Origin of the sequence: Flavobacterium sp. UMI-01, from assembly GCF_019656315.1 — a bacterium.
Taxonomy (GTDB): Bacteria; Bacteroidota; Bacteroidia; order Flavobacteriales; family Flavobacteriaceae; genus Flavobacterium.
Genome location: NZ_BPLU01000001.1, coordinates 112,536 through 137,894, shown reverse-complemented (window position 1 = coordinate 137,894; position 25,359 = coordinate 112,536). Strand labels below are relative to the sequence as shown.

Sequence of the window (25,359 nt, the reverse complement as noted above, 5' to 3'; positions counted from 1 at the left end):
TCAGGCTTGAAATTTGGAAACACATTCTCTAAATGCAAACGCTTATTTATGGTCTTTTTTCTAAGAACACTTCCGCCAGCATGCATCGTGCACTTCCTCCTCCACAAGCTTCAATCGTATCTAAGTTCGAATGCAAGATTGTCGCATGTTTTTCGAGTTGTTCTTTTTGCTTGGCTGTTAAAGACTCAAAAGCTGCCGTACTCATAACCAAATATTTTTTGTTTCCAGCACCCAGTACCTCTAACATATTTCCCGCAAAACTATTCAATTGTTTTTCCGTTATATATATTATTTCTTTGTCATCTGCTTTGAGATTTTCAACCACCATTTTGCGTTCTTGTTTATCATCAATAGCTTCCGAGCATAGCACTGCAAAAGTACTTCCTATTGACAGCATCACATTCGTATGATAAATCAATTTTCTCTCCTGTCCCACGGTTTGAAAGGCTTCAAAAATGACAGGCGCACAATCAAAATCCTCACAAAACTCTATTAACAACTCTTCACTGGCTCTTGGAGAAAGGGCACAATAGGCTTTTTCATTGTCTCTATCCAAAACAAGGCTCCCAGTACCTTCTAAAAACAAATTGTCTTCCTCAGCCGAAGAATAATCCACACAATTTTCGATAACAAATCCTTCAGCTTCTATGATATCCAAAATATCCTCTCTACGCTCTAATCTTCTATTTTCGGCAAACATGGGATAAAACACCACGTCACCATTATGATGAAAAGAAATCCAATTGTTTGGAAAAATACTATCCGGCGTATTGGGCGTTTCAGTATCCTCTACTACAATTACATTGACCCCCACACCTCTAAGCTTGGTCACCAATGCATCAAATTCTTGCTGCGCTTTGGCATTTACGGTTGCAGGCAACAATCCTTCAATCACTTTTTGATAATAATTATTAACCGCTGTTTGTTCGTTCATTCGGAATGCCACCGGACGAATCATCAATACGGTATTAGTTATTTGTTTCATCCTCTTTATTTTAATCTCTAATTAAAGGCAAAGTCGAACAACGCAACAATCCTTCTTGTTTTGCAATTTCGGCATACGGTACTTCTTCTACAATAAAACCATGTCCTCTCAACCATTTATTCAATCTTTTAAATTTCTTTTCAGAAACAACTACATTGGTATCTATCGAAAAAACATTTGAATTCATCTCATACATTTCATTTCGTTTCAAATGAAACAAATTCTCTTTTCCAAATAAGGCTACCAAATACATATAGTCTGCTTCTTCTCTAAAGCCTCTTTTATAAATAATTCCTTTGTCCTTTCCCACTGGCTGAAAACAGCAGTCCAGATGCAAAGCATTATCACGCGCTTCAATCTTGGATTTAATCAAATCAAATTCCTTTACAATCTTGTGTGGAAACAAATTCTTGATGTATTCAACTCCTTGCTTATTAGTGCGGGCCGTGATATAATTTTCATAATCACTCCCTTTATAGGTTCCAATAAAAATATAATCACCCCACAACATTACATCTCCCCCTTCAATATGCACTTCAACTGGAGGACGAACAACTTTTTGAGGATCAAACTGCTCTATAATATACTGAATAGCATCCAACTCATGCTCTCTTTCAGGTAAAATATTTGATTTAATAAAAACATCATCAATAACAAATCCTATATCACGGGTAAAAATCTGATTGTAGTTTTCAATCAGTTGTGGTCTATATACTTTTACATCATATTTGAGAAGCACTTTTTCAAACGCCTCCATCTCAAAAACCATATCTCTTTCTACAGGATAAGTTCCTTTTAAGATGTGTTCTAATGATTTTGGATCATACGCTTCCTCAGCTGTTGGGGTAGACCCATTGCTATAGGCTATACCTAAAATCACCGCTCTCAAACGAGACGTTTCATTATTTACATTTAATTGTATCATCTATTACATGCTTTAAACAAAGGTAAAAAAAAAGCCTCACCTTACAGTGAAGCTTTATTAGGAACTAGTATATCTTATTTAAATTCTCTTAAAGGAGAACCTGTATAAATTTGTCTTGGTCTTCCAATTGGCTCTTTGTTCTCACGCATTTCTTTCCATTGCGCAATCCAACCTGGCAATCTTCCGATAGCAAACATTACCGTAAACATATCTGTTGGAATTCCTAAAGCTCTGTAGATAATTCCAGAGTAAAAATCTACATTAGGATACAAGTTTCTCGCTTTGAAATACTCGTCTTCTAAAGCAGCTGCTTCTAATTTTCTTGCAATATCTAAGATTGGATCTTCTACACCTAAAGTAGCCAATACTTCATTAGCTGCTTTTTTGATGATTTTAGCACGTGGATCAAAGTTTTTATAAACTCTATGTCCAAAGCCCATCAATCTGAAAGGATCAGCTTTGTCTTTTGCTTTGGCTAAATATTTTTCAGTATCACCACCGTTGTTGTGGATTTCCTCTAGCATTTCAAGTACAGCTTGATTAGCACCTCCATGTAAAGGCCCCCAAAGCGCAGAAACACCTGCAGAAATCGAAGCAAACAAACCTGCATGAGAAGAACCCACCATTCTTACTGTTGAAGTAGAGCAGTTTTGTTCGTGATCAGCATGAAGTATAAATAATTTATCTAAAGCATCAATTACTGTTTGGCTAACTTTGTAAGGTTCCGTTGGGATTTCAAACATCAATCGCATGAAGTTTTCAACATATCCTTTTGTATTATCATAATAATTCAAAGGATAACCCATATTTTTTCTAAAAGTCCAAGTTGCAATAACTAAGAATTTCCCCATTGTTTTACATACAGCACAGTACACATCTTTTTCATTCTCTACATCTACTGATTTAGGGTTAAAAGAAGTCAAGGCACTAGTCAAGGCAGCCAATATACCCATTGGATGTGCCGTTTTAGGGAAACCATCCAAAATACTCTTCATTTCCTCGTTTACAAGGGTATATTTGCGAATATCGTTTTCAAATTTTTCTAATTCAGCAGCCGTTGGTTTTCTACCAAAAATCAGCAAATAAGAAACTTCTAGAAAGGTAGCATTTTCAGCCAAATCTTCAATTGCATACCCTCTGTAACGCAAAATACCTAGTTCTCCATCTAAGAACGTAATTTCACTGGTACATGAACCTGAATTTTTATACCCTGGATCTAGAGTAACCAATCCTGTTAAATCTCTTAATTTCTTAATATCAATAGCTTCTTCGTTTTCACTCCCTTTAAAAATAGGAAACTCATACTTTTTGCCATCGATTTCTAATATAGCTGTTTTTGACATAATACTTTGGAAATAAATCTTATTTTTAATAATGCCCAAATCTAAGGAATTTCGAACTAATTAAAAAATGAATAATCTAACGAAATTGTTAAAACTCAAAAAAAAAGCCATTTACTTTTTGTAAATGGCTTTAAAATAATTTCAAAATCAATTATTTCTGTTTGAATGCTTTCTTCCCAGGGAAATAAGCCGTATCTCCAAGTTCTTCTTCGATACGAATTAATTGATTGTATTTAGCCATACGATCAGAACGAGAAGCAGAACCTGTTTTAATTTGACCACAGTTCAAAGCAACAGCTAAATCAGCGATAGTATTATCTTCAGTTTCCCCAGAACGGTGTGACATTACTGAAGTATATCCTGCATTTTTAGCCATATTTACCGCTGCAATTGTTTCAGTCAAAGTACCAATTTGGTTTACTTTTACAAGGATTGAGTTTGCAATACCTTTCTCGATACCTGTTGACAAACGTTCAACATTAGTTACAAACAAATCATCACCTACTAATTGAACTTTATCACCGATTTTCTCCGTCAACAATTTCCAACCATCCCAGTCGTTTTCATCCATCCCGTCTTCGATAGAAATAATTGGATATTTAGAAGTCAACTCAGCCAAGTACTCCGCTTGCTCAGCAGAAGTTCTGATTTTCCCCGTTGGTCCTTCAAATTTAGAATAATCGTATTTTCCATCTTTGTAAAACTCAGCCGAAGCACAGTCTAAAGCAATCATGATTTCGTCACCAAAAGTATATCCAGCATTTTCAACTGCTTTTTTGATTGTATCTAAAGCATCTTCAGTACCACCAGCTAAATTAGGCGCAAAACCTCCCTCATCACCTACAGCTGTACTCAAATTTCTATCGTGTAATACTTTTTTCAAAGAGTGAAAAATTTCAGATCCCATTTGCATAGCATGTGTAAAAGAAGTTGCTTTTACTGGAAAAATCATAAACTCTTGAAATGCAATAGGAGCATCAGAATGTGAACCTCCGTTGATGATATTCATCATTGGAACAGGCAATGTATTAGCGGAAACCCCACCTACATATCTGTATAATGGCAATCCTAATTCATTAGCTGCTGCTTTTGCCACGGCAAGAGAAACCCCTAAGATAGCATTAGCTCCTAATTTAGATTTATTTGGAGTACCATCTAAATCGATCATCATTTGATCAATAACATTTTGTTCAAAAACAGATGTTCCTACAAGTTCCTCCGCAATTAGTGTATTCACATTTTTCACGGCATTCAAAACTCCTTTTCCTAAATAAGCTTTTCCACCATCACGTAATTCTACTGCCTCATGTTCTCCAGTCGATGCTCCAGATGGAACTGCAGCTCTTCCTAAAACACCACTATCAGTGATTACATCTACTTCAATAGTAGGATTACCTCTTGAATCGAAAATTTGTCTTGCGTGAATTTTAATAATAATGCTCATACTTTCTATTTTTTAATTTTAAAATGCAAATATATTGTATCTATCGTAATGGTAATGCAAAAAAAATCTAATCTTATTAACGAAAACGATGTATTCTGTTATATCCAACAAATCCATCACAATATTTTATAAAAACAAGAAAATCAACACCCCAATAGTTCAATAAAATAAATTTTAAAGAATATTACTCCTTTTACTATCCTTTTAAGTTAGCCACAAATTGATCAAATAAATAAGATGAATCATGTGGCCCTGGACTAGCCTCTGGATGGTATTGTACTGAAAAACAATTTTTATTCTTCAATCGCATTCCAGCTACTGTTCCGTCATTCAAATGGATGTGTGTGATTTCTAAATCCAGATTCGCTTCCAACTCTTCCTTATTTACTGCAAAACCGTGGTTTTGAGAAGTAATCTCCCCTTTACCCGTGATTACATTTTTAACTGGATGGTTGATTCCTCTATGACCGTTAAACATTTTATAAGTTGAAATTCCATTTGCTAAACCAATAACTTGGTGACCTAAACAAATACCAAATAAAGGCTTGTTGTTCTTCAAAATTTCTTGAGCAACTGCAATCGCACCAGACAAAGGTTCTGGATCTCCAGGTCCGTTTGACAAAAAGTAACCGTCCGGATTAAAAGAAGCCAGATCTGCATAAGAAGCATCATAAGGAAAAACCTTAATATAGCAATCTCTGTTAGCCAAATTACGAAGAATATTGGTTTTGATACCCAAATCTAAAGCTGATACTTTATATTTAGCATTTTCATCTCCAAAAAAATATGGCTCTTTAGTAGAAACTTTAGATGCCAATTCCAACCCTTTCATATCTGGAACTTTTGACAAAGCTTCCTTCAATTCTGCAACAGGAGTACCATCAGTACAAATTACAGCATTCATCGCACCATGTTCTCTGATATAACTTACCAAAGCTCTGGTATCCACATCAGAAATACAGATAAGATTTTGTTTAACAAAATAATCTTCTAAGCTACCCGAAGCATCTTCACGAGAATAATTAAAACTGAAATTTTTACATACTAAACCAGCAATTTTTATACCCGCAGATTCTACTTCTTTATCATTCACACCATAATTACCAATGTGAGGGTTTGTAGCAACCATAATCTGACCAAAATAAGAAGGATCTGTAAAGATTTCTTGATATCCAGTCATACCTGTATTAAAACAAACTTCACCAAAGGTCGTCCCACTAATACCAATTGATTTTCCGTGAAAAATTGTACCATCACTTAATAAAAGTATGGCGCTCTGTCTTGTTGTATATTTCATTCTTTGATTTATATTATAATAGCTTGGTGAAATTCTCACAGCTATACTAATTTGTAGATAAATATTGTGCAAATTTAATCCATAAATACAATGGAAACAAATTTTTAAAAGCTAATGTAAAAAATAACTAAAACGGGGATAGCGTATTAAATAAGTATCCTGTAGCATTAGGCAAAAAAAAAGGATAAACTATAAATAGCTTATCCTTATTTTTTATTGAATGATTATCATCATAATTATTCAGTTGCCTCTGTTGTAGTTTGAGCATCGTCTTCAGCAGCAGGAGTCTCAGTAGCTTCTTCTGCTTTTTTAGATTTACCACCACGACGGCTTTTTGCTTTTTTAACTTCTTTTTTACCTCCGTTGTAAAGTTCGTTAAAATCAACTAATTCGATCATTGCCATATCAGCATTATCTCCTAAACGATTACCAACTTTAATGATACGTGTGTATCCACCTGGACGGTCACCAACTTTAGCAGCAACGTCTCTGAACAAATCAGTTACAGCATACTTACTACGCAAGCTAGCAAAAACAATACGACGGTTATGAGTCGTGTCATTTTTAGATTTTGTTATTAAAGGCTCAACAAATTGTTTAAGCGCTTTTGCTTTAGCAACAGTAGTGTTAATACGTTTGTGCTCAATAAGAGAACAAGCCATATTAGCCAACATAGATTTTCTATGTGCAGTCTGTCTGCTTAAGTGATTGAATTTTTTTCCGTGTCTCATGACCAATTTATTTTAACTTCATCTTGCTACAATCCACTATGGAGAGCAAAATATGAAGTAAATTATTCTTTATCTAGTTTGTATTTTGCTAAATCCATTCCGAAAGTTAAATTCTTAACAGCCACTAGTTCATCTAGTTCTGTTAAAGATTTTTTACCAAAATTACGGAATTTCATTAGGTCATTTTTATTGAACGATACTAAATCACCAAGTGTATCAACTTCAGCCGCTTTCAAGCAATTTAATGCTCTAACAGATAAATCCATATCAACAAGCTTAGTTTTAAGCAATTGTCTCATATGTAATGATTCCTCATCATAAGATTCTGTTTGTGCGATTTCATCAGCCTCGAGTGTAATTCTTTCGTCAGAAAACAACATGAAATGGTGAATTAAAACCTTTGCAGCTTCAGTAAGAGCATCTTTAGGATTAATAGAACCATCAGTTTTAATTTCAAAAACTAATTTTTCGTAATCTGTTTTTTGCTCCACACGGAAGTTTTCAATAGCATACTTTACATTTTTCACAGGAGTAAAAATAGAATCTGTAAAAATAGTACCTATTGCAGCATTTTGTTTTTTGTTCTCCTCAGCAGGAACGTATCCTCTACCTTTTTCGATTGTTAAATCTAAGGTAAGTTTGATTTTACTATCTAAATTACAGATAACCAATTCTGGATTCAAAACTTGGAAACCTGAAATAAATTTCTGAAAATCACCCGCTGTCAATTGATCTTTACCAGTAACTGAAATAGAAACTGATTCATTATCTATATCTTCAATTTGACGTTTGAAACGAACTTGTTTCAAATTAAGAATGATTTCGGTAACATCTTCAACAACTCCTGAGATAGTAGAAAACTCATGATCTACACCCTCTATGCGAACAGATGTAATTGCATATCCTTCCAATGCTGAAAGCAAAACTCTTCTAAGTGCATTACCAACAGTCAATCCATAACCAGGTTCTAAAGGTCTAAATTCAAATTTGCCTTCAAAATCGGTTGAATCGATCATGATAACTTTATCGGGCTTCTGAAAATTAAATATTGCCATAAATTTCGACTAAGTCAATTATTATTTGTTGTACAACTCTACGATTAATTGTTCTTTAATGTTTTCTGGAATTTGAAGTCTTGCAGGTACAGAAACAAAAGTACCTTCTTTAACATCATTGTTCCAAGTAATCCATTCATAAACATGACTTGAATTAGATAAAGAACGTTCGATAGCCTCTAAAGATTTAGATTTTTCACGAACTGCAACTTTATCACCAGGCTTTAAGTGGTAAGATGGAATATTTACAACTTCACCATTAACAGTGATGTGTCTGTGAGAAACTAATTGTCTAGCACCTCTTCTAGAAGGAGCAATACCCATTCTAAAAACTACATTATCCAATCTAGCCTCACACAATTGTAAAAGCACTTCACCTGTTACTCCTTTAGTAGCAGATGCTTTTTTAAACAAACCTCTGAATTGTTTTTCTAAAATTCCATAAGAATATTTAGCTTTTTGCTTTTCCATCAATTGGACAGCATATTCAGATTTTTTACCTCTTTTTTTAGCCATCCCGTGTTGCCCAGGAGGGTAATTTCTTTTTTCGAAAGCTTTATCATCTCCGAAAATTGCTTCGCCAAATTTACGAGCAATTCTAGTTTTTGGACCAGTATATCTTGCCATTTCTATGAATTAATTAAGGTAGAGATTATGAATTCAGGTCAAATCCTTCGATAATCGTGTATTCTACCTAGTTATACTTAAATTAAATTATTAAACTCTACGTCTTTTTGGAGGACGACATCCGTTGTGAGGCATTGGAGTAACATCGATAATTTCAGTTACTTCGATTCCACCGTTATGAATAGAACGGATAGCAGACTCACGTCCGTTTCCTGGTCCTTTAACATAAACTTTCACTTTTTTAAGTCCAGCCTCAAGAGCTACTTTACTACAATCTTCTGCTGCCATTTGAGCTGCGTATGGAGTATTCTTTTTAGAACCTCTAAAACCCATTTTACCAGCTGAAGACCAAGAAATAACTTCACCTTTTTTGTTAGTCAAAGAAATGATGATGTTATTGAAGGTAGCAGAAATATGAGCTTCTCCCGTTGATTCAACGATAACTTTACGTTTTTTTGCAGTTGCTTTAGCCATATTACTTATTATTTAGTTGCTTTTTTCTTGTTAGCAACAGTTTTTCTTTTACCTTTTCTAGTTCTAGAGTTGTTCTTAGTTCTTTGTCCTCTTAATGGAAGACCAGATCTATGACGAATACCTCTATAACAACCAATATCCATTAAACGTTTGATGTTTAAAGAAACCTCAGAACGTAATTCTCCTTCAATTTTGTATGCTCCAACAGCTTCACGAATTGCTCCGATTTCGTCGTCATTCCAATCTTGAACTTTTTTATCTTGGCTTACTTGAGCTTTTTCTAAAATCTCAATAGCTCTACTTTTTCCTAATCCGAAGATATAGGTAAGTGCAATAACACCTCTCTTGTTTTTTGGGATATCTACCCCTGCTATTCTTGCCATAATTATCCTTGTCTTTGTTTAAATCTAGGATTCTTTTTGTTTATTACGTATAATCTTCCTTTTCTACGTACGATAATGCACTCGGCACTTCTCTTCTTTACTGATGCTCTTACTTTCATTGTGAATTCTTTTAATATCTATAAGTAATTCTTGCTTTAGACAAATCGTAAGGACTCATTTCTAGTTTCACCTTATCACCAGGTAATAATTTGATATAATGCATACGCATTTTTCCAGAAATATGAGCAATTACAACATGTCCGTTCTCTAATTCTACACGGAACATCGCATTGGATAATGCTTCGATGATGCTACCGTCTTGTTCGATTGCTGATTGTTTTGCCATAAAATTAAGCTACTGCTTTTCTGTTTTTACCAGTTTTCATTAAACCATCATAATGTTTATTTAACAAATATGAATTGATTTGCTGGATTGTATCAATCGCAACACCAACCATAATTATTAATGAGGTACCCCCAAAAAACATTGCCCAAGATTGTTGAACATCCATAAGACTTACAACAATTGCTGGGAACACAGCGATCAGAGCAAGAAATAAAGATCCTGGAAAAGTAATTAAAGACATCACTTTGTCTAAAAATTCAGAAGTTTCTACTCCAGGTCTTACACCTGGGATAAAACCACCGCTTCGTTTCAAATCATCAGACATCTTATTAGTAGGTACGGTAATGGCAGTATAAAAGAATGTAAATACAACAATTAAAGTTGCAAATACTAAATTATACCAAAATCCAAACATATTACTAAAAGCACCAACAATTGATTGAGAGGTATCTGATTTAGACAGTCCAGCAACAGCTGCAGGAACAAACATGATTGCTTGAGCAAAGATGATTGGCATTACCCCCGAAGCATTAAGCTTCAAAGGAATCCATTGTCTATTACCACCCAACATATCTTGCTCAAAATCTCCTGAAGCAGTACGACGAGCGTACTGAACTGGTATTTTTCGTATTGCCATTGTTAATAAAACACAAGCAATAATAACTAATAACCAAATAATTATTTCGATAACCAATAACATTGGTCCACCGTTGTTATTAGTAACTCTCGTTGTAAATTCTTGAATAAATGCCTGAGGAAATCTTGCAAGAATACCCACCATAATTAATAGTGAAATACCATTTCCAATTCCTTTATCAGTTATTTTTTCTCCTAACCACATGGCAAAAATTGTACCTGTAACTAAAATAACAACTGAAGAAAATAAGAATTCAAAAGAATTAAACCCTAATAAAAATGCACTACCTGGTAAGGTTCTATAAAGATTGTAGATGTAAGTTGGTCCTTGTACTAAAGTAATTACAATAGTCAACCAACGTGTAATCTGATTAATCTTTTTTCTACCGCTCTCACCATCACTTTGTAATTTTTGCAAGTAAGGAATCGCAATTCCCATAAGCTGCACTACAATAGAGGCTGAGATGTAAGGCATAATTCCTAAAGCAAAAACTGATGCTTGTGAAAATGCACCTCCAGTAAACATGTCAAGAATTGAACCAATCCCTTCCTTAGTTTGACCCGCTAAATTAGCTAATTGAGTCGCATCGATTCCAGGAAGTGTTACTTGAGCTCCAAAACGATAAACTAAAAGCAAACCTAAAGTAATTAGGATTCGGTTTTTTAGTTCTTCGATTTTCCAAACATTACTAATTGATTCAATAAATTTCTTCATACTTAATTGAAAAATTATATTGTTACAGCTTCTCCACCCGCAGCTTCAATAGCCGCTTTTGCAGTAGCAGTAAATTTGTGAGCAGTTACTTTTAATTTTGCTTTCAATTCTCCTCTTCCTAAAATCTTAACGATTTCATTCTTAGTAGCCAAACGGTTTGCCACAAAAGTTGTCATATCGACAGCATCTGTAACTATACCATTATCAACTAATAATTGAAGCGTATCTAAATTAACACCTTCGTACTCTTTACGATTGATGTTTTTGAAACCAAACTTAGGCACACGTCTTTGAAGTGGCATTTGCCCTCCTTCAAAACCAATCTTTTTAGAATAACCAGAACGAGATTTTGCTCCTTTGTGACCACGTGCAGCAGTACCACCTTTTCCAGAACCTTCTCCTCTACCTAATCTTTTATTTTGATTGTGCGTTGACCCTTCAGCTGGTTGTAAGTTACTTAAATTCATAACAGTATTTGTTATTTAGCTTCTTCAACAGAAACTAAGTGTTTAACTTTGTTTATCATCCCAAGGATTGCAGGGTTGGAATCATGTTCTACAACCTGACCCATTTTACGTAGACCTAAAGCTTCCAATCCTCTCTTTTGAGAAAGAGGACAGTTGATTTTACTTCTAACTTGTTTTACTAATAATTTAGCCATAATTTCCTTGAATTAACCTTTAAAAACTTTTTCTAATGAAAGCCCTCTTTGTTTTGCAACTGTATGAGCACTTCTCATTTGTAATAAAGCATCAAAAGTTGCTTTAACTACGTTGTGAGGATTTGATGATCCTTGAGATTTAGATAATACATCATGAATACCTACAGACTCAAGAACTGAACGAACTGCTCCACCAGCAATAACTCCCGTACCGTGAGAAGCTGGAATCAAGAACACACGTGCACCACCAAATTTACCTTTTTGTTCGTGAGGTACTGATTGACCATTCAAAGGAATTTTTACTAAATTTTTCTTTGCATCTTCTACCGCTTTTGCGATTGCTTCAGAAACGTCTTTAGATTTCCCTAATCCATGTCCTACAACACCATTTTCATCACCTACTACAACGATAGCAGAAAAACCAAATGCTCTACCACCTTTTGTAACTTTAGTAACACGATTTACACTCACCAAACGATCTTTTAATTCAAGACCTCCTGGTTTTACTATCTCTATACTTTTGTACTTATTAGACATACTATATTAGAATTTAAGCCCTGCCGCTCTTGCGCCTTCAGCTAATGATTTAATACGACCGTGATATAAATAACCTCCTCTATCGAAAGTAACATTTTCTATTCCAGCTTTTAACGCTTTCTCTGCAACTAACTTACCTACAGCTGCTGCAACTTCAACGTTCGTACCTTTTCCTATTTCTTTTTCTCTTGATGAAGCAGCTAATAAAGTAACTCCATTTACGTCATCTATAAGTTGCGCGTAAATTTCGTTGTTACTTCTAAAAACAGATAGTCTAGGCTTAGCAGCAGTACCGCTAATTGTCTTTCTAATTCTGAATCTAATTCTCTGTCTTCTTTCCGATTTTGTTAATGACATAATCTTATTTTTTAAGCTGATTTACCTGCTTTTCTTCTTAATACTTCACCTACAAATTTAACACCTTTACCTTTGTATGGTTCTGGCTTACGGAAACCTCTAATTTTTGCCGCAACTTGACCTAAAAGTTGTTTATCTAATGATGTTAATTTCACAATTGGGTTCTTACCTTTTTCAGAAATTGTTTCAACAGAAACCTCAGGAGCAACTTCTAAAATAATATTGTGAGAAAATCCAAGAGCTAAATCTAATTTTTGTCCTTGGTTTGAAGCTCTATAACCTACTCCTACCAATTCTAAAGATTTTGTAAAACCTTCTGTTACACCAACAATCATGTTATTGATTAAAGATCTATACAATCCGTGTTTTGCTCTGTGGTCTTTATGATCAGATGATCTTTCTACTTGAACTTGATCACCTTCAACCGTTACAGTTACGTCCGAAAACTCCTGTGTAAGTTGACCGTTTTTTCCTTTTACTGTAATAATACCGTCTTTAACTTCTACAGTTACTCCAGCAGGGATTACAATTGGACTTTTACCTATTCTTGACATCTTCTTATAGTCTTTATATTAGTATACGTAACAAATTACTTCTCCACCAACATTAAGTTGTTTGGCTTTCTTTCCTGTCATCAATCCTTTTGATGTAGAAACGATAGCAATTCCTAATCCATTAAGAATTCTAGGAATAGAAGCTGAACTTGAATACTTACGTAAACCTGGTTTACTAATTCTTTGGATATCTTTAATTACTGGCTCTTTAGTATCTTTATCATACTTTAAAGCAATTTTGATAGAACCCTGAACGGTATTCTGTTCAAATTTGTAACTTAAGATATAACCTTGATCAAATAAGATCTTAGTTATTTCTTTTTTAAGATTAGATGCTGGAATCTCAACAACTTTATGCTTTGCAGCAACAGCGTTACGCACTCTAGTCAAATAATCTGCAATAGGATCTGTATACATATGTACATATTTGCGGTTATGGTTTTCTCCGAGTCTCTCTCATCGAACCTTTAACCAATTAAAATTCAATTTTTTACCAACTGGCTTTTTTAACACCTGGTATCAATCCATTATTAGCCATTTCACGGAATGTTACACGTGAAATACCGAATTGACGCATATACCCTCTTGGTCTACCCGTTAATTTACATCTGTTATGTAAACGAACAGGTGAAGCATTTTTCGGTAATTTTTGCAAACCTACGAAATCTCCAGCTTCTAACAAAGCTTTTCTTTTCTCAGCATACTTTGCTACCGTTTTTTCTCTCTTAACCTCACGGGCTTTCATTGATTCTTTAGCCATATCTTAATTCTTTTTAAAAGGTAATCCTAATTCAGCCAATAACGATTTTGCTTCCTTATCTGTTTTAGCAGTTGTAACAAAAGTAATATCCATACCAGATATTTTGTTTACTTTATCAATATCAATTTCAGGGAAAATGATTTGCTCTAAAACTCCAAGGTTGTAATTTCCTCTTCCGTCAAAACCAGTAGCCTTAATTCCGTTGAAATCTCTAACACGTGGTAAAGCAGAAGTAATAAGTCTATCTAAAAACTCATACATTCTTTCTCCACGCAAAGTAACTTTAGCACCAATTGGCATTCCCTTTCTCAATTTGAAAGACGCAACGTCTTTTTTAGAAATCGTAGAAACTGCTTTTTGTCCAGTTATCTTTGTCAACTCATCAACCGCATAGTCAATAAGTTTTTTGTCAGAAACTGCTGCTCCAACTCCACGGCTTAAAACGATTTTTTCCAATTTAGGAACTTGCATTACGTTTACATATCCGTACTCCTCTGTAAGAGCAGAGATAACTCTACTCTTATATTCTTCTTTTAGTCTAGGTATATATGCCATCACTATAGTACTTGATTAGATTTTTTTGAAAATCTTACTTTCTTATCTCCTTCTACTCTAATTCCTACTCTTGTAGTTTCCTTAGTTTTAGGATCTATAAGAGAAATGTTAGAAATTTGAATTGAAGCTTCTTTTTTTACAATACCACCTTGAGGATTTTTAGCACTTGGTTTCGTATGTCTAGAAACCATGTTAACACCCTCTACGATAGCTTTGTTTTTCTCACGGTCCACGCGCAATACTTTACCTTCTTCACCTTTGTGATCTCCAGCAATTACTCTTACGATGTCACCTGTTTTTATTTTTAGCTTTATCATCTTAAAACGAATTAAAGCACTTCTGGTGCTAATGATACAATTTTCATGAATTGTTTTTCACGAAGTTCTCTTGCTACCGGACCAAAAACACGAGTTCCTCTCATTTCTCCTGCTGCATTCAAAAGAACACATGCATTGTCATCGAAACGGATATAAGAACCATCGGCTCTTCTTACCTCTTTTTTGGTACGTACTACAACTGCAGTTGAAACAGCTCCTTTTTTTACGTTCCCGTTTGGAGTTGCATCTTTGATAGAAACTACAATCTTATCACCAACAGAAGCATACCTTCTTTTGGTACCTCCTAAAACACGGATAGTTAAAACTTCTTTAGCTCCTGTGTTATCTGCTACTTTTAGTCTTGATTCTTGTTGTACCATAATTATTTAGCTCTTTCTAGGATTTCAACTAATCTCCAACATTTTGTTTTACTTAAAGGACGCGTTTCGCTAATTCTTACAGTATCTCCAATGTTACAGTCGTTTGTTTCGTCATGCGCTACAAATTTCTTTGTTTTCAACACGAACTTACCGTATAATGGGTGTTTTACTTTAGTAACTTGTGCAACAACAATAGATTTATCCATTTTGTTTGACGTTACAACACCAATTCTTTCTTTTCTTAAATTTCTTTTTTCTTCCATCTTTCAGCAGATTACAATTATTGCAATTCTCTTTTAGTTAACTCAGTAGCTAATCTTGCAACTGTTCTTCTCAAACTTCTAATTTGAAGTGGATTCTCAATTGGAGAGATAGCATGAGCCATTTTTAGGTCAGCATACGTTTTCTTAGCTTGGCTAAGATTTTCTTGCAACTGTGCTGCAGAAAGATCTTTTATTTCTGATTGTTTCATAATAATAATAGATTATGCTTCGAAATCTCTAGCAACAACGAATTTAGTTTTTACTGGAAGTTTTTGAGCTGCTAGACGCAAAGCTTCTTTTGCAACTGACAATGGAACTCCACCAACTTCAAACATAATTCTTCCGGGTTTAACAACAGCAGCCCAATACTCAACTGCTCCTTTACCTTTACCCATACGTACCTCAAGAGGTTTCTTAGTAATTGGTTTGTCTGGAAATATTTTAATCCATAATTGTCCCTCTCTTTTCATGTAACGAGTAGCCGCAATACGTGCTGCCTCGATTTGACGTGAAGTAAGAAACATACCATCTTCATGAACAGATTTAATACCAAACATTCCATTAGAAAGTTCATGTCCTCTTCCAGAGTTCCCTTTCATTCTACCTTTTTGTACCTTACGGTATTTAGTTCTTTTAGGCTGTAACATTTTTCTTTAATTTAAAAATTACTTTCTTTTACGAGCGTCTGATTTACCTCCCTTACCGAAGTTAGATTTCCCGCGTGGAGCATCTCCACCTTTTCCGCCAGCTTGTTTTTTATCCATTCCAGCAAGTGGAGAAAGATCTCTCTTTCCGTAAACTTCACCTTTCATGATCCACACTTTGATTCCCATTCTACCATAAGTAGTATGTGCCTCAGCCAATGCGTAATCAATATCGGCTCTGAAAGTTGATAGAGGAATTCTTCCTTCTTTGAAACCTTCTGAACGCGCCATCTCAGCACCATTCAAACGACCAGAAATTAAAACCTTGATACCTTCTGCGTTCATACGCATTGAAGCAGCAATAGCCATTTTAATTGCACGTCTGTAAGAAATACGACTCTCGATTTGACGACAGATGCTTGTTGCAACTAAATAAGCATCTAATTCAGGTCTTTTAATTTCAAAGATGTTGATTTGAACCTCTTTGTCAGTAATTTTCTTAAGTTCTTCTTTTAACTTGTCTACCTCTTGTCCGCCTTTACCGATAATAATACCAGGTCTAGCAGTAGTGATAGTAACGGTTACAAGTTTTAAAGTTCTTTCAATAATTACTTTAGATACACTAGCTTTTGATAAACGAGCATGGATATACTTTCTGATTTTGTGATCTTCAGCGATTTTATCACCATAATCATTTCCACCGTACCAGTTTGAGTCCCATCCTCTGATGATACCAAGTCTATTTCCAATTGGATTTGTCTTTTGTCCCATCTTGTATTAATTTGCTTGTGTGTTATTAATAGATCCAAGCACGATTGTTACGTGATTAGAACGTTTTCTAATTCTGTGTGCACGACCTTGTGGAGCTGGACGAAGTCTTTTTAACATCATTCCTCCATCTACTCTGATCTCCTTAACAAATAAACCTGCTTCTTCAATACTAGCATCAGCGTTTTTTTGCTCCCAATTGTTGATAGCAGATAAAACTAACTTCTCTAATTTTCTTGAAGCTTCTTTTGAACTAAATCTTAAAATGTTAAGTGCTCTTTCTACCTTCTGACCTCTTACCAAGTCCGCTACTAAGCGCATTTTTCTAGGTGAAGTAGGGCAGTTATTCAATTTCGCGAAAGCAATAGACTTATTAGCCTCTTTTCTCGCATCTGCTGTTTCTCTTTTACGAACTCCCATTGCTTCTTATTTTTTACCTTTATTTTTTGCTCCAGCATGACCTCTAAAAGATCTAGTTGGTGAAAATTCTCCTAATTTGTGACCTACCATGTTCTCTGTTACGTAAACTGGTACAAATTGACGACCGTTATGAACTGCGATAGTCTGTCCAACGAAGTCAGGAGTAATCATAGAAGCTCTAGACCAAGTCTTTACTACTCCTTTATTACCACCTGCTATGTTTTCTTGAACTTTCTTTTCTAATTTATAATGAACGAAAGGTCCTTTTTTTAATGAACGTGCCATATCTTATTATTTCTTTCTACGTTCTACGATATACTTGTTACTCGGGTTTTTCTTAGAACGTGTTCTATAACCTTTTGCTGGTAATCCATTTCTTGAACGTGGATGTCCACCAGAAGAACGTCCTTCTCCACCACCCATTGGGTGATCAACAGGGTTCATCGCTACAGGTCTTGTTCTAGGTCTTCTACCTAACCATCTAGTTCTACCTGCTTTTCCAGATACAACTAATTGGTGGTCAGAATTAGAAACTGCTCCAATTGTTGCTGAACAAGTCAACAAGATCAATCTTGTCTCCCCTGAAGGCATTTTAATTGTAGCAAATTTTCCATCTCTTGCCATTAATTGAGCAAATGTTCCAGCTGAACGAGCAATAACAGCTCCTTGACCTGGTCTTAACTCAATACAAGAAATCACAGTTCCCAAAGGAATTCTGCTTAAAGGTAAAGTGTTCCCAATTTCAGGTTGAGAATCTGGTCCAGAAACTAATTTCTGACCCACTTTCAATCCGTTTTGAGCAATTACATACGTTTTCTCTCCATCAGCATAAGCTAACAAAGCAATAAATGCAGTACGATTTGGATCGTACTCGATTGATTTCACTGTAGCCGGAATTCCGTCTTTAGTTCTTTTGAAATCAATAATACGATATCTCTGCTTGTGACCACCACCCGTATAACGCATGGTCATCTTTCCTTGACTATTTCTACCTCCAGAGTTTTTTATCGGCGCTATCAAAGAGCGTTCCGGCTTATCAGTTGTAATGGCGTCATAACCATTCACAACTCTAAATCGCTGACCTGCGGTAATAGGTTTTAATTTTCTTACTGACATTTTATCTTAGATATTGTTGTAAAAATCAATTGTTTCTCCTTCTTGTACTTGAACAATTGCTTTTTTAATTGCGTTTGTCTTTCCACTGATTAAACCACTTTTAGTGTATTTTGTAGTTCTATCTGGTCTTACATTCATTGTATTAACACTCAAAACAGTTACACCATAAGTAGCTTCAACAGCTTTCTTAATCTCAACTTTGTTTGCTTTTTTGTTAACCACGAATCCAAAACGGTTTAAAACTTCACTTTCTTTGGTTACTTTTTCCGTTACTATAGGTTTAATTATGATACTCATATCCTATTATTTACTTAAATTTTCTTCAATTACTTCCAAAGAACTCTCCAAAAGCACTAAATTATTCGCGTTTAATATAGCATAAGTGCTTAATTCCGAGCTACTTACAACGCTTGACGCTTTTAAATTGCGTGACGACAAATATACATTTTTATTCGACTCACCCAACACAAATAGTGATTTTTTATTTTCTAACTCTAAAGCTTTCAAAACGTTAATGAAATTTTTAGTGTTTGGCTTTTCAAAATTAAAGTCTTCAAGAACGATTATATTTGATTCTTTTGCCTTAATAGAGAAAGCAGATTTTCTTGCCAAACGTTTCAAGTTTTTATTTAACTTGAAAGAATAACTTCTTGGTCTTGGTCCAAAAACCGTACCCCCACCTTTAAACAATGGATTCTTAGCACTTCCCGCACGAGCCGTACCAGTTCCTTTTTGTTTTTTAATCTTACGTGTACTTCCTGCAACCTCAGCTCTTTCCTTAGCCTTGTGCGTACCTTGTCTTTGATTCGCTAAATATTGCTTAACATCAAGATATACAGCGTGATTATTTGGTTCAATTGCGAATACTGAATCAGAAAGTTGTACTTTTCTTCCAGTATCTTTTCCGTTGAAATCTAATACTTTTACTTCCATTACTTCTCGATGATTACATAAGAGTTAGTATGCCCAGGAACACATCCTTTAACAACAAGTAGATTCTTTTCAGCAACTACTTTTAAAACTCTAAGGTTTTGAACTTTCACATTATCACTCCCCATTCTTCCAGCCATACGCATTCCTTTGAATACTCTAGATGGATAAGAAGAAGCTCCCACAGATCCAGGCGCTCTTAAACGGTTATGTTGACCATGAGTTGCCTGTCCAACACCACCAAAACCGTGACGTTTTACAACCCCTTGAAAACCTTTACCTTTAGACACACCTTGCACATCTACAAACTCTCCTTCTTCAAAAATAGAAACATCAATAAGATCTCCTAATTTTTGTTCTGTTGCAAAATCCTTGAATTCAACGACTTTTTTCTTAGCTACAGTTCCCGCTTTTTTAAAGTGACCTAAAGCCGCTTTTGTGGAATGTTTCTCGTTTTTGTCATCGAAACCAAGTTGCAACGCTTCATACCCGTCAACACCTTTGGTTCTGACTTGGGTAACAACACATGGCCCAGCCTCAATTACAGTACAAGGAATATTTTTCCCGTTCTCATCAAAAAGACTAGTCATGCCGATTTTTCTACCAATTAACCCAGACATAAATATTAATTATTAATTATTAAATATAAAAATAGAACACATCATTTAAGTGAACCCTATTTTTAAAAGTGGTGCAAAAGTATAACTTATTTACACACAATCCAAAAAAAGTTTTCACTTAAACAAAGTGCCCTTAATTTCTCTTAGTAAGAAACCTAAACTTTGATTTCTACTTCAACTCCACTAGGCAATTCTAATTTCATCAAAGCATCAATTGTTTTTGATGAAGAAGAGTAAATATCAATTAATCTCTTATATGACATTACTTCGAATTGCTCTCTTGCTTTTTTGTTAACGTGCGGAGAACGTAGTACAGTGAAAAGTTTTTTGTGCGTTGGCAATGGAATTGGACCTGTAACAACTGCACCTGTAGTTTTAACTGTTTTTACAATCTTTTCAGCAGATTTATCCACCAACATGTGATCGTAAGATTTTAGTTTTATTCTGATTTTTTGACTCATTTTCTTAAAATTAAGCGTTTCCTTTTGCTTTTTTGATTACCTCTTCTGAAATATTAGAAGGTGTTTGTTCGTAGTGTGAAAATTCCATTGTTGAAGTTGCTCTACCAGAAGACAACGTTCTCAAAGTAGTAACATACCCAAACATTTCAGAAAGTGGCACGTTAGCTTTAATGGTTTTAGCACCATTTCTGTCACCCATGTCATTCACCTGACCTCTACGACGGTTGATATCACCGACGATATCTCCCATGTTCTCCTCAGGAGTAATTACTTCCATTTTCATAATTGGCTCTAAGATTACAGCACCAGCAGCTTTAGCTACTTCTTTGTAACCCATTCTTGCCGCTAATTCAAAAGAAAGCGCATCAGAATCCACAGGGTGGAAAGATCCGTCTAACAAAGTAACTTTCAAACTATCCACTTGATAACCTGCCAACGGACCTGTTTTCATAGCTTCACGGAAACCTTTTTCTACAGCAGGAATATATTCCTTAGGAACGTTACCTCCTTTTACTTCATTCACAAACTGCAATCCTACAGGAACTTTACCATCAACTTCGTCAGCTGGTTCAACACGGAAAACGATGTCCCCAAATTTACCACGACCTCCAGATTGTTTTTTATAAGTTTCTCTGTGTTGAGCAGCTTTAGTAAACGCTTCTTTATACTCTACTTGTGGCTCACCTTGATTTACTTCAACTTTGAACTCACGCTTCATACGATCAACCAAGATATCTAAGTGCAACTCACCCATTCCTGAAATAATCGTTTGTCCTGAAGCCTCATCAGTTCTTACAGTAAATGTAGGATCTTCTTCAGCTAATTTAGCCAAAGCCATACCCATTTTATCAACGTCAGCTTTAGTTTTAGGCTCAATAGCAATACCAATTACTGGTGCAGGGAATTTCATAGACTCAAGAATAATTGGGTGTTTTTCATCACACAATGTATCTCCAGTTTTAATATCTTTAAATCCTACAGCAGCTCCAATATCTCCAGCTTCGATGTACTCAATTGGATTTTGTTTGTTAGCATGCATTTGGTAGATACGAGAAATTCTTTCTTTGTTTCCTGAACGTGTATTTAAAACATAAGAACCAGCATCCAAACGTCCTGAATAAGCACGGAAGAAAGCCAAACGACCTACGAATGGATCAGTAGCAATTTTAAACGCTAAAGCAGCAAAAGGCTCTTTTACATCTGGCTTACGCAAGATTTTAGTTTGATCCTCTTCTAACAATTCAGCATCATCAGGGTGAATACCTGAAATTCCTTCTTTATCTAATGGAGATGGCAAATATTTACATACTGCATCTAACATGAATTGAACTCCTTTGTTTTTGAAAGAAGAACCAGCAATCATAGGAATGATAGCCATATCCATCACAGCAGCTCTTAACGCAGTGTTAATCTCTTCTTCTGTGATTGAGTTTTCATCTTCCATGTACTTATCCAAAAGATTTTCGTCATAAGTCGCGATTTCTTCAATAAGAATTGAACGATAATGTTTTACATCATCTACCATGTCAGCAGGAATATCAACAATATCAAAAGTAGCTCCTTGAGTCGCATCATGCCATACAATAGCTTGATTTTTAACCAAGTCAACTACCCCTTTGAAATCAGCTTCATCACCAATAGGCAACGTAATCGCAACAGCGTTTGATTTCAACATATCTTTAACTTGTTGACAAACTGCTAAAAAGTTAGCTCCTTGACGGTCCATCTTATTAACAAACCCCATACGAGGCACTTTATATTGATCGGCTAATCTCCAGTTGGTTTCTGATTGTGGCTCAACACCATCAACTGCAGAAAACAAGAAAACTAATCCATCCAATACACGCAAAGAACGGTTTACCTCTACAGTAAAGTCAACGTGCCCAGGAGTATCAATAATATTAAAGTGATATGGTTTTGATTCAGGTAAAACTCTACCTTGCTCAGTTGGGAAATTCCACTCACAAGTAGTAGCAGCAGAAGTAATAGTAATACCTCTTTCTTGCTCTTGTGCCATCCAGTCCATGGTAGCAGCACCATCATGAACCTCACCGATTTTGTGTGATTTTCCAGTATAAAATAGAATACGCTCTGTTGTTGTTGTTTTACCAGCATCAATATGAGCCGCAATTCCTATATTTCTTGTGTATTTTAAGTCTCTAGCCATTATATATTGAATTAAAATCTAAAGTGAGAGAATGCCTTGTTAGCCTCTGCCATTTTGTGAGTATCCATTCTTTTCTTAACAGCAGCCCCTTCTTCTTTTGCAGCAGCTAAACACTCTGCAGCTAACTTTTGAGCCATTGACTTTTCGTTTCTTCTTCTTGCATACAAAATCAACCATTTCATAGCCATAGAAATTTTTCTATCTGGTCTAATTTGCATTGGGATTTGAAATGTAGCACCACCAACTCTACGACTACGTACTTCTACGTGAGGCATAACATTAGTTAAAGCATCTTTCCAAATTTCTAATGATGATTTTTCTGCATCTTGCTTTTTTGATTCTATAATGTCAATTGCATCATAAAAAACTTTAAAAGCTGTTGATTTCTTACCGTCCCACATCAAGTTGTTTACAAAACGTGTTACCAATTGGTCATTAAACCTTGGATCTGGTAAAAGTGGTCTTTTCTTTGCCGCTCTTTTTCTCATTTCTTTTTTTTTAAAAAAAGTTACAAGCTATTTGCTAAATGTTATACACTTCTAATTCCAACTTAGGTTGTAATTTAAAGCCCTTAACTCTTAACCTCTAACTCTTAACGTTTTTAGATTACTTTTTTGCTTCTTTTGGGCGTTTTGCTCCGTACTTAGATCTTCTTTGTGTTCTACCTGCTACTCCTGACGTATCTAGAGCACCACGAACAATGTGATATCTAACACCTGGCAAATCTTTTACCCTTCCACCTCTAACTAATACTATCGAGTGCTCTTGTAAATTGTGTCCTTCTCCAGGGATGTAAGCATTCACTTCATTACCATTTGTCAAACGTACACGCGCCACTTTACGCATTGCAGAGTTTGGTTTTTTTGGTGTAGTAGTGTAAACACGCGTACAAACCCCTCTTCTTTGAGGACAAGAATCTAAAGCAACCGATTTACTCTTCTTAGTTATCTGAGTTCTTCCTGTTCTTACTAATTGTTGAATTGTTGGCATAATTAATACTAAAAATTATTATGATATTAAATTCCCGCTTTTTACGGGGTTGCAAATGTAGAAATTATTTTTAACTCTACAAATGTTAATTCATTAATTTTCAATAAGATTATTTAAGCTTTCAAATTTATTAACAAAGCATTGCCATTTTATATTACTTTTATAAAAATATTTTTTTTTGAAACGATTTTTTCTACTTGGCCTATTTTTTATTTTGGGATTGACCTTATCAGCCCAAAATATTCACCTTTTATTAAAAGGAACAACCCCTCATGAAAGCCGATTAATCGATTCCATTGGATATGTTTCCAAACACAAAGACACTAAAAGCGCTTACACCCAAGCTAAAGAAGTTTCCACTAAACTCTCTCAATTAGGCTATCTCGAAAACAACGTCAGTGACTTTAACAAACAAAACGACTCTACCTACGCGAGCTTAATCAGCATTGGCAAACAAACCAAATACCTTCATTTATTTTTAGGCACAAATGAAACTCTAAAAAAAATAACAACACCCAATCAACTCGAAGACAGCCTCTTTATCCCTTTCTCTAAAATTCAAACTTTTTTAGACCAAACTCTTCAAAAAGCCGAACAAAAAGGACTTGCTTTGACCGAATTAAAACTTGACAACATTAAACACAAAAATGGAATCTTATACGCCGAAATCAATTTCAAGTCCGAAAAACCAAGAACCATTAATCAAATTGTCGCTAACTATTACAATCCTAACAAGTTAAAAGACCCTCTCCCAAAAGGCCATATCAAACAACTTAACAAGAAGTATAAAAATCAAATTTTCAACAAAAGCAGTATAGAAAAAATATACCGTGACTTTGAAAAATTTAGATTTTTGACCCAAACCAAATACCCTGAAACCCTACTCCTAAAAGATACCACAAAAATTTATGTTTATCTAGAAAAAAGACAATCCAATACTTTTGATGGTTATATTGGCTTCAACACTGACGACAACAGCAAATTAACTTTAAATGGCTATCTCGATTTAACATTAGAAAACACAATCAAAACAGGAGAAACTTTTTCGATATACTGGAAGAGTGATGGTAACAACCAAAAAACTTTTCGAGCCAACTTAGAAATTCCCTATTTGTTTAATAGCAATTTTATTTTCAAATCACAACTTCATATCTTCAAACAAGACAGTATCTTTCAAAATACCAAAACCACTCTTAATTTTGGTTACCTTATCAATTACAATACCCGACTTTATATAGGTCGTCAATCCACAGAATCAAGCAATACACAAATCACCAACACAACCACTATACAAGATTACAACAACTCCTACTGGACAAGTGATTTTGAATACCACAACCTAGACTACGAAAGACCATTTTTCCCAGAAAAAACAACCCTTTCCATTCTTTTTGGCATTGGAAAAAGAAGCAACATCAATGCATTCGATACAACTCAAACCAACCAACAACACTACATTAACACCAAAGCATCTTATACTTTTGAGTGCAACAAAAGAAATTTCATATATGTCAACCAACAGAATTTCTATTTAAAAAGCAATAATTATCTCATAAATGAACTTTATCGTTTCGGAGGAACCTCCTCTATTCGAGGTTTTACTGAAAATCGTTTTCAAGCTCATTTTTATAGCGCCATACAAACTGAATATCGTTATATTGTTTCTCCCAATTTATACCTTCATTCTATTGTAGATTACGCTCTCTATAAAGATCCACTTTCTGGCGACAAAAAATTAGAACCACTAACTGGAGTAGGATTTGGAATTGGACTTCAAACCAAAAACGGACTATTAAAGATAGCCTTGGCTAATGGTATCGAAAAAGCACAAAAAACCGATTTTTACAACACTATTATCAGCCTAAACTATAATATTCACTTTTAAATTGTAAAAAAAC

At 34.9% G+C, this 25,359-nt stretch carries 38 protein-coding genes; 1 reads left to right on the top strand and 37 read right to left on the bottom strand.

From position 1 onward, the window contains the following. Nucleotides 1–46: 46 nt before the first annotated feature. The 37 genes from ctlX to rpsL all read right to left on the bottom strand — a co-directional run bounded on the left by ctlX (nt 47) and on the right by rpsL (nt 23,461). Nucleotides 47–985, bottom strand: coding sequence for a citrulline utilization hydrolase CtlX (gene ctlX / locus K5R64_RS00710; RefSeq protein ID WP_220759812.1), 939 nt, complete (start codon nt 983–985; stop codon nt 47–49). 10 nt (nt 986–995) lie between these two features. Further along, on the bottom strand, nt 996–1,910 hold the full coding sequence (locus K5R64_RS00705; protein ID WP_220759810.1) for a dimethylarginine dimethylaminohydrolase family protein: 915 nt from the start codon (nt 1,908–1,910) through the stop codon (nt 996–998). Nucleotides 1,911–1,984: 74 nt separating this feature from the next. Then, nucleotides 1,985–3,253, bottom strand: coding sequence for a citrate synthase (locus tag K5R64_RS00700; RefSeq protein WP_220759808.1), 1,269 nt, complete (start codon nt 3,251–3,253; stop codon nt 1,985–1,987). A 151-nt stretch (nt 3,254–3,404) separates the two neighbouring features. After that, the gene (eno, locus tag K5R64_RS00695; RefSeq protein ID WP_220759806.1) at nt 3,405–4,697 is read right to left on the bottom strand and encodes a phosphopyruvate hydratase; all 1,293 of its coding nucleotides are present in this window, start codon (nt 4,695–4,697) and stop codon (nt 3,405–3,407) included. Between the two features lie 196 nt (nt 4,698–4,893). Next, the gene (carA, locus tag K5R64_RS00690; RefSeq protein WP_220759804.1) at nt 4,894–5,994 is read right to left on the bottom strand and encodes a glutamine-hydrolyzing carbamoyl-phosphate synthase small subunit; all 1,101 of its coding nucleotides are present in this window, start codon (nt 5,992–5,994) and stop codon (nt 4,894–4,896) included. A 236-nt stretch (nt 5,995–6,230) separates the two neighbouring features. Next, nucleotides 6,231–6,725 (bottom strand): 50S ribosomal protein L17, encoded by a 495-nt coding sequence (rplQ, locus tag K5R64_RS00685; RefSeq protein WP_220759802.1) that lies wholly within the window; start codon nt 6,723–6,725, stop codon nt 6,231–6,233. Nucleotides 6,726–6,787: 62 nt separating this feature from the next. After that, a complete protein-coding gene (locus tag K5R64_RS00680) occupies nt 6,788–7,780 on the bottom strand; it encodes a DNA-directed RNA polymerase subunit alpha (protein ID WP_220759800.1) in 993 nt (330 codons plus the stop codon). 21 nt (nt 7,781–7,801) lie between these two features. Beyond that, nucleotides 7,802–8,407 carry a 30S ribosomal protein S4 gene (gene rpsD, locus K5R64_RS00675; protein WP_220759798.1) on the bottom strand — a complete coding sequence of 202 codons (606 nt, stop codon included), beginning with the start codon at nt 8,405–8,407 and terminating at the stop codon, nt 7,802–7,804. 90 nt (nt 8,408–8,497) lie between these two features. After that, nucleotides 8,498–8,881, bottom strand: coding sequence for a 30S ribosomal protein S11 (rpsK, locus tag K5R64_RS00670; protein ID WP_007803677.1), 384 nt, complete (start codon nt 8,879–8,881; stop codon nt 8,498–8,500). An 8-nt stretch (nt 8,882–8,889) separates the two neighbouring features. Beyond that, on the bottom strand, nt 8,890–9,264 hold the full coding sequence (gene rpsM / locus K5R64_RS00665) for a 30S ribosomal protein S13 (RefSeq protein ID WP_220759796.1): 375 nt from the start codon (nt 9,262–9,264) through the stop codon (nt 8,890–8,892). 2 nt (nt 9,265–9,266) lie between these two features. Beyond that, nucleotides 9,267–9,383: a type B 50S ribosomal protein L36 gene (gene ykgO / locus K5R64_RS00660; protein ID WP_002987490.1), complete on the bottom strand. Its 117-nt coding sequence runs from the start codon at nt 9,381–9,383 to the stop codon at nt 9,267–9,269. A gap of 11 nt (nt 9,384–9,394) precedes the next feature. Then, the gene (infA, locus tag K5R64_RS00655; protein ID WP_026714631.1) at nt 9,395–9,610 is read right to left on the bottom strand and encodes a translation initiation factor IF-1; all 216 of its coding nucleotides are present in this window, start codon (nt 9,608–9,610) and stop codon (nt 9,395–9,397) included. A 4-nt stretch (nt 9,611–9,614) separates the two neighbouring features. Continuing rightward, a complete protein-coding gene (secY, locus tag K5R64_RS00650) occupies nt 9,615–10,961 on the bottom strand; it encodes a preprotein translocase subunit SecY (protein WP_220759794.1) in 1,347 nt (448 codons plus the stop codon). A gap of 14 nt (nt 10,962–10,975) precedes the next feature. Then, nucleotides 10,976–11,428, bottom strand: a complete 453-nt coding sequence (gene rplO / locus K5R64_RS00645) for a 50S ribosomal protein L15 (protein WP_220759792.1) — start codon at nt 11,426–11,428, stop codon at nt 10,976–10,978. An 11-nt stretch (nt 11,429–11,439) separates the two neighbouring features. Next, nucleotides 11,440–11,622 (bottom strand): 50S ribosomal protein L30, encoded by a 183-nt coding sequence (gene rpmD, locus K5R64_RS00640; protein WP_017495010.1) that lies wholly within the window; start codon nt 11,620–11,622, stop codon nt 11,440–11,442. A 12-nt stretch (nt 11,623–11,634) separates the two neighbouring features. Continuing rightward, a complete protein-coding gene (gene rpsE / locus K5R64_RS00635; protein WP_220759790.1) occupies nt 11,635–12,159 on the bottom strand; it encodes a 30S ribosomal protein S5 in 525 nt (174 codons plus the stop codon). A 6-nt stretch (nt 12,160–12,165) separates the two neighbouring features. Then, entirely contained in the window at nt 12,166–12,516 is a 351-nt protein-coding gene (gene rplR / locus K5R64_RS00630; protein ID WP_220759788.1) for a 50S ribosomal protein L18, read from the bottom strand. Between the two features lie 11 nt (nt 12,517–12,527). After that, nucleotides 12,528–13,070 (bottom strand): 50S ribosomal protein L6, encoded by a 543-nt coding sequence (gene rplF, locus K5R64_RS00625; protein ID WP_220759786.1) that lies wholly within the window; start codon nt 13,068–13,070, stop codon nt 12,528–12,530. A gap of 18 nt (nt 13,071–13,088) precedes the next feature. Beyond that, a complete protein-coding gene (gene rpsH / locus K5R64_RS00620) occupies nt 13,089–13,487 on the bottom strand; it encodes a 30S ribosomal protein S8 (RefSeq protein ID WP_220759784.1) in 399 nt (132 codons plus the stop codon). A 73-nt stretch (nt 13,488–13,560) separates the two neighbouring features. After that, entirely contained in the window at nt 13,561–13,830 is a 270-nt protein-coding gene (gene rpsN, locus K5R64_RS00615; protein WP_026707007.1) for a 30S ribosomal protein S14, read from the bottom strand. A gap of 3 nt (nt 13,831–13,833) precedes the next feature. Continuing rightward, nucleotides 13,834–14,385: a 50S ribosomal protein L5 gene (rplE, locus tag K5R64_RS00610; protein ID WP_220759781.1), complete on the bottom strand. Its 552-nt coding sequence runs from the start codon at nt 14,383–14,385 to the stop codon at nt 13,834–13,836. 2 nt (nt 14,386–14,387) lie between these two features. Then, complete coding sequence (gene rplX / locus K5R64_RS00605; protein WP_220759779.1) at nt 14,388–14,702, bottom strand: 50S ribosomal protein L24; 315 nt, start codon at nt 14,700–14,702, stop codon at nt 14,388–14,390. A gap of 11 nt (nt 14,703–14,713) precedes the next feature. Beyond that, nucleotides 14,714–15,082 (bottom strand): 50S ribosomal protein L14, encoded by a 369-nt coding sequence (gene rplN, locus K5R64_RS00600; protein ID WP_007803649.1) that lies wholly within the window; start codon nt 15,080–15,082, stop codon nt 14,714–14,716. A gap of 2 nt (nt 15,083–15,084) precedes the next feature. After that, the gene (gene rpsQ, locus K5R64_RS00595) at nt 15,085–15,345 is read right to left on the bottom strand and encodes a 30S ribosomal protein S17 (RefSeq protein WP_194639906.1); all 261 of its coding nucleotides are present in this window, start codon (nt 15,343–15,345) and stop codon (nt 15,085–15,087) included. 17 nt (nt 15,346–15,362) lie between these two features. Next, nucleotides 15,363–15,554, bottom strand: a complete 192-nt coding sequence (rpmC, locus tag K5R64_RS00590; RefSeq protein WP_108740332.1) for a 50S ribosomal protein L29 — start codon at nt 15,552–15,554, stop codon at nt 15,363–15,365. Between the two features lie 12 nt (nt 15,555–15,566). Continuing rightward, on the bottom strand, nt 15,567–15,992 hold the full coding sequence (rplP, locus tag K5R64_RS00585) for a 50S ribosomal protein L16 (RefSeq protein ID WP_220759777.1): 426 nt from the start codon (nt 15,990–15,992) through the stop codon (nt 15,567–15,569). An 18-nt stretch (nt 15,993–16,010) separates the two neighbouring features. Continuing rightward, entirely contained in the window at nt 16,011–16,760 is a 750-nt protein-coding gene (gene rpsC, locus K5R64_RS00580; RefSeq protein ID WP_220759774.1) for a 30S ribosomal protein S3, read from the bottom strand. A gap of 6 nt (nt 16,761–16,766) precedes the next feature. Beyond that, a complete protein-coding gene (gene rplV / locus K5R64_RS00575; RefSeq protein ID WP_220759772.1) occupies nt 16,767–17,177 on the bottom strand; it encodes a 50S ribosomal protein L22 in 411 nt (136 codons plus the stop codon). Nucleotides 17,178–17,183: 6 nt separating this feature from the next. Beyond that, complete coding sequence (gene rpsS, locus K5R64_RS00570) at nt 17,184–17,462, bottom strand: 30S ribosomal protein S19 (protein WP_073583326.1); 279 nt, start codon at nt 17,460–17,462, stop codon at nt 17,184–17,186. 6 nt (nt 17,463–17,468) lie between these two features. Then, the gene (gene rplB / locus K5R64_RS00565; RefSeq protein WP_220759770.1) at nt 17,469–18,293 is read right to left on the bottom strand and encodes a 50S ribosomal protein L2; all 825 of its coding nucleotides are present in this window, start codon (nt 18,291–18,293) and stop codon (nt 17,469–17,471) included. Between the two features lie 6 nt (nt 18,294–18,299). Further along, entirely contained in the window at nt 18,300–18,590 is a 291-nt protein-coding gene (gene rplW, locus K5R64_RS00560) for a 50S ribosomal protein L23 (protein WP_220759768.1), read from the bottom strand. A gap of 6 nt (nt 18,591–18,596) precedes the next feature. Next, nucleotides 18,597–19,226 carry a 50S ribosomal protein L4 gene (rplD, locus tag K5R64_RS00555; protein WP_220759766.1) on the bottom strand — a complete coding sequence of 210 codons (630 nt, stop codon included), beginning with the start codon at nt 19,224–19,226 and terminating at the stop codon, nt 18,597–18,599. After that, nucleotides 19,226–19,843 carry a 50S ribosomal protein L3 gene (rplC, locus tag K5R64_RS00550; RefSeq protein WP_220759764.1) on the bottom strand — a complete coding sequence of 206 codons (618 nt, stop codon included), beginning with the start codon at nt 19,841–19,843 and terminating at the stop codon, nt 19,226–19,228. Before rplC ends, rplD begins: the two co-directional genes overlap by 1 nt. Nucleotides 19,844–19,998: 155 nt before the next feature. Further along, entirely contained in the window at nt 19,999–20,304 is a 306-nt protein-coding gene (gene rpsJ, locus K5R64_RS00545; protein WP_007803605.1) for a 30S ribosomal protein S10, read from the bottom strand. Nucleotides 20,305–20,314: 10 nt separating this feature from the next. Continuing rightward, entirely contained in the window at nt 20,315–22,471 is a 2,157-nt protein-coding gene (gene fusA / locus K5R64_RS00540) for an elongation factor G (RefSeq protein WP_220759762.1), read from the bottom strand. Nucleotides 22,472–22,482: 11 nt separating this feature from the next. Then, nucleotides 22,483–22,959, bottom strand: coding sequence for a 30S ribosomal protein S7 (gene rpsG, locus K5R64_RS00535; RefSeq protein WP_220759759.1), 477 nt, complete (start codon nt 22,957–22,959; stop codon nt 22,483–22,485). A 118-nt stretch (nt 22,960–23,077) separates the two neighbouring features. Next, nucleotides 23,078–23,461, bottom strand: coding sequence for a 30S ribosomal protein S12 (gene rpsL / locus K5R64_RS00530; protein ID WP_007136570.1), 384 nt, complete (start codon nt 23,459–23,461; stop codon nt 23,078–23,080). Between the two features lie 178 nt (nt 23,462–23,639). Between rpsL and K5R64_RS00525 the strand changes: the two genes are divergently transcribed. Beyond that, entirely contained in the window at nt 23,640–25,346 is a 1,707-nt protein-coding gene (locus K5R64_RS00525; protein ID WP_255580255.1) for a hypothetical protein, read from the top strand. Nucleotides 25,347–25,359 lie beyond the last annotated feature (13 nt).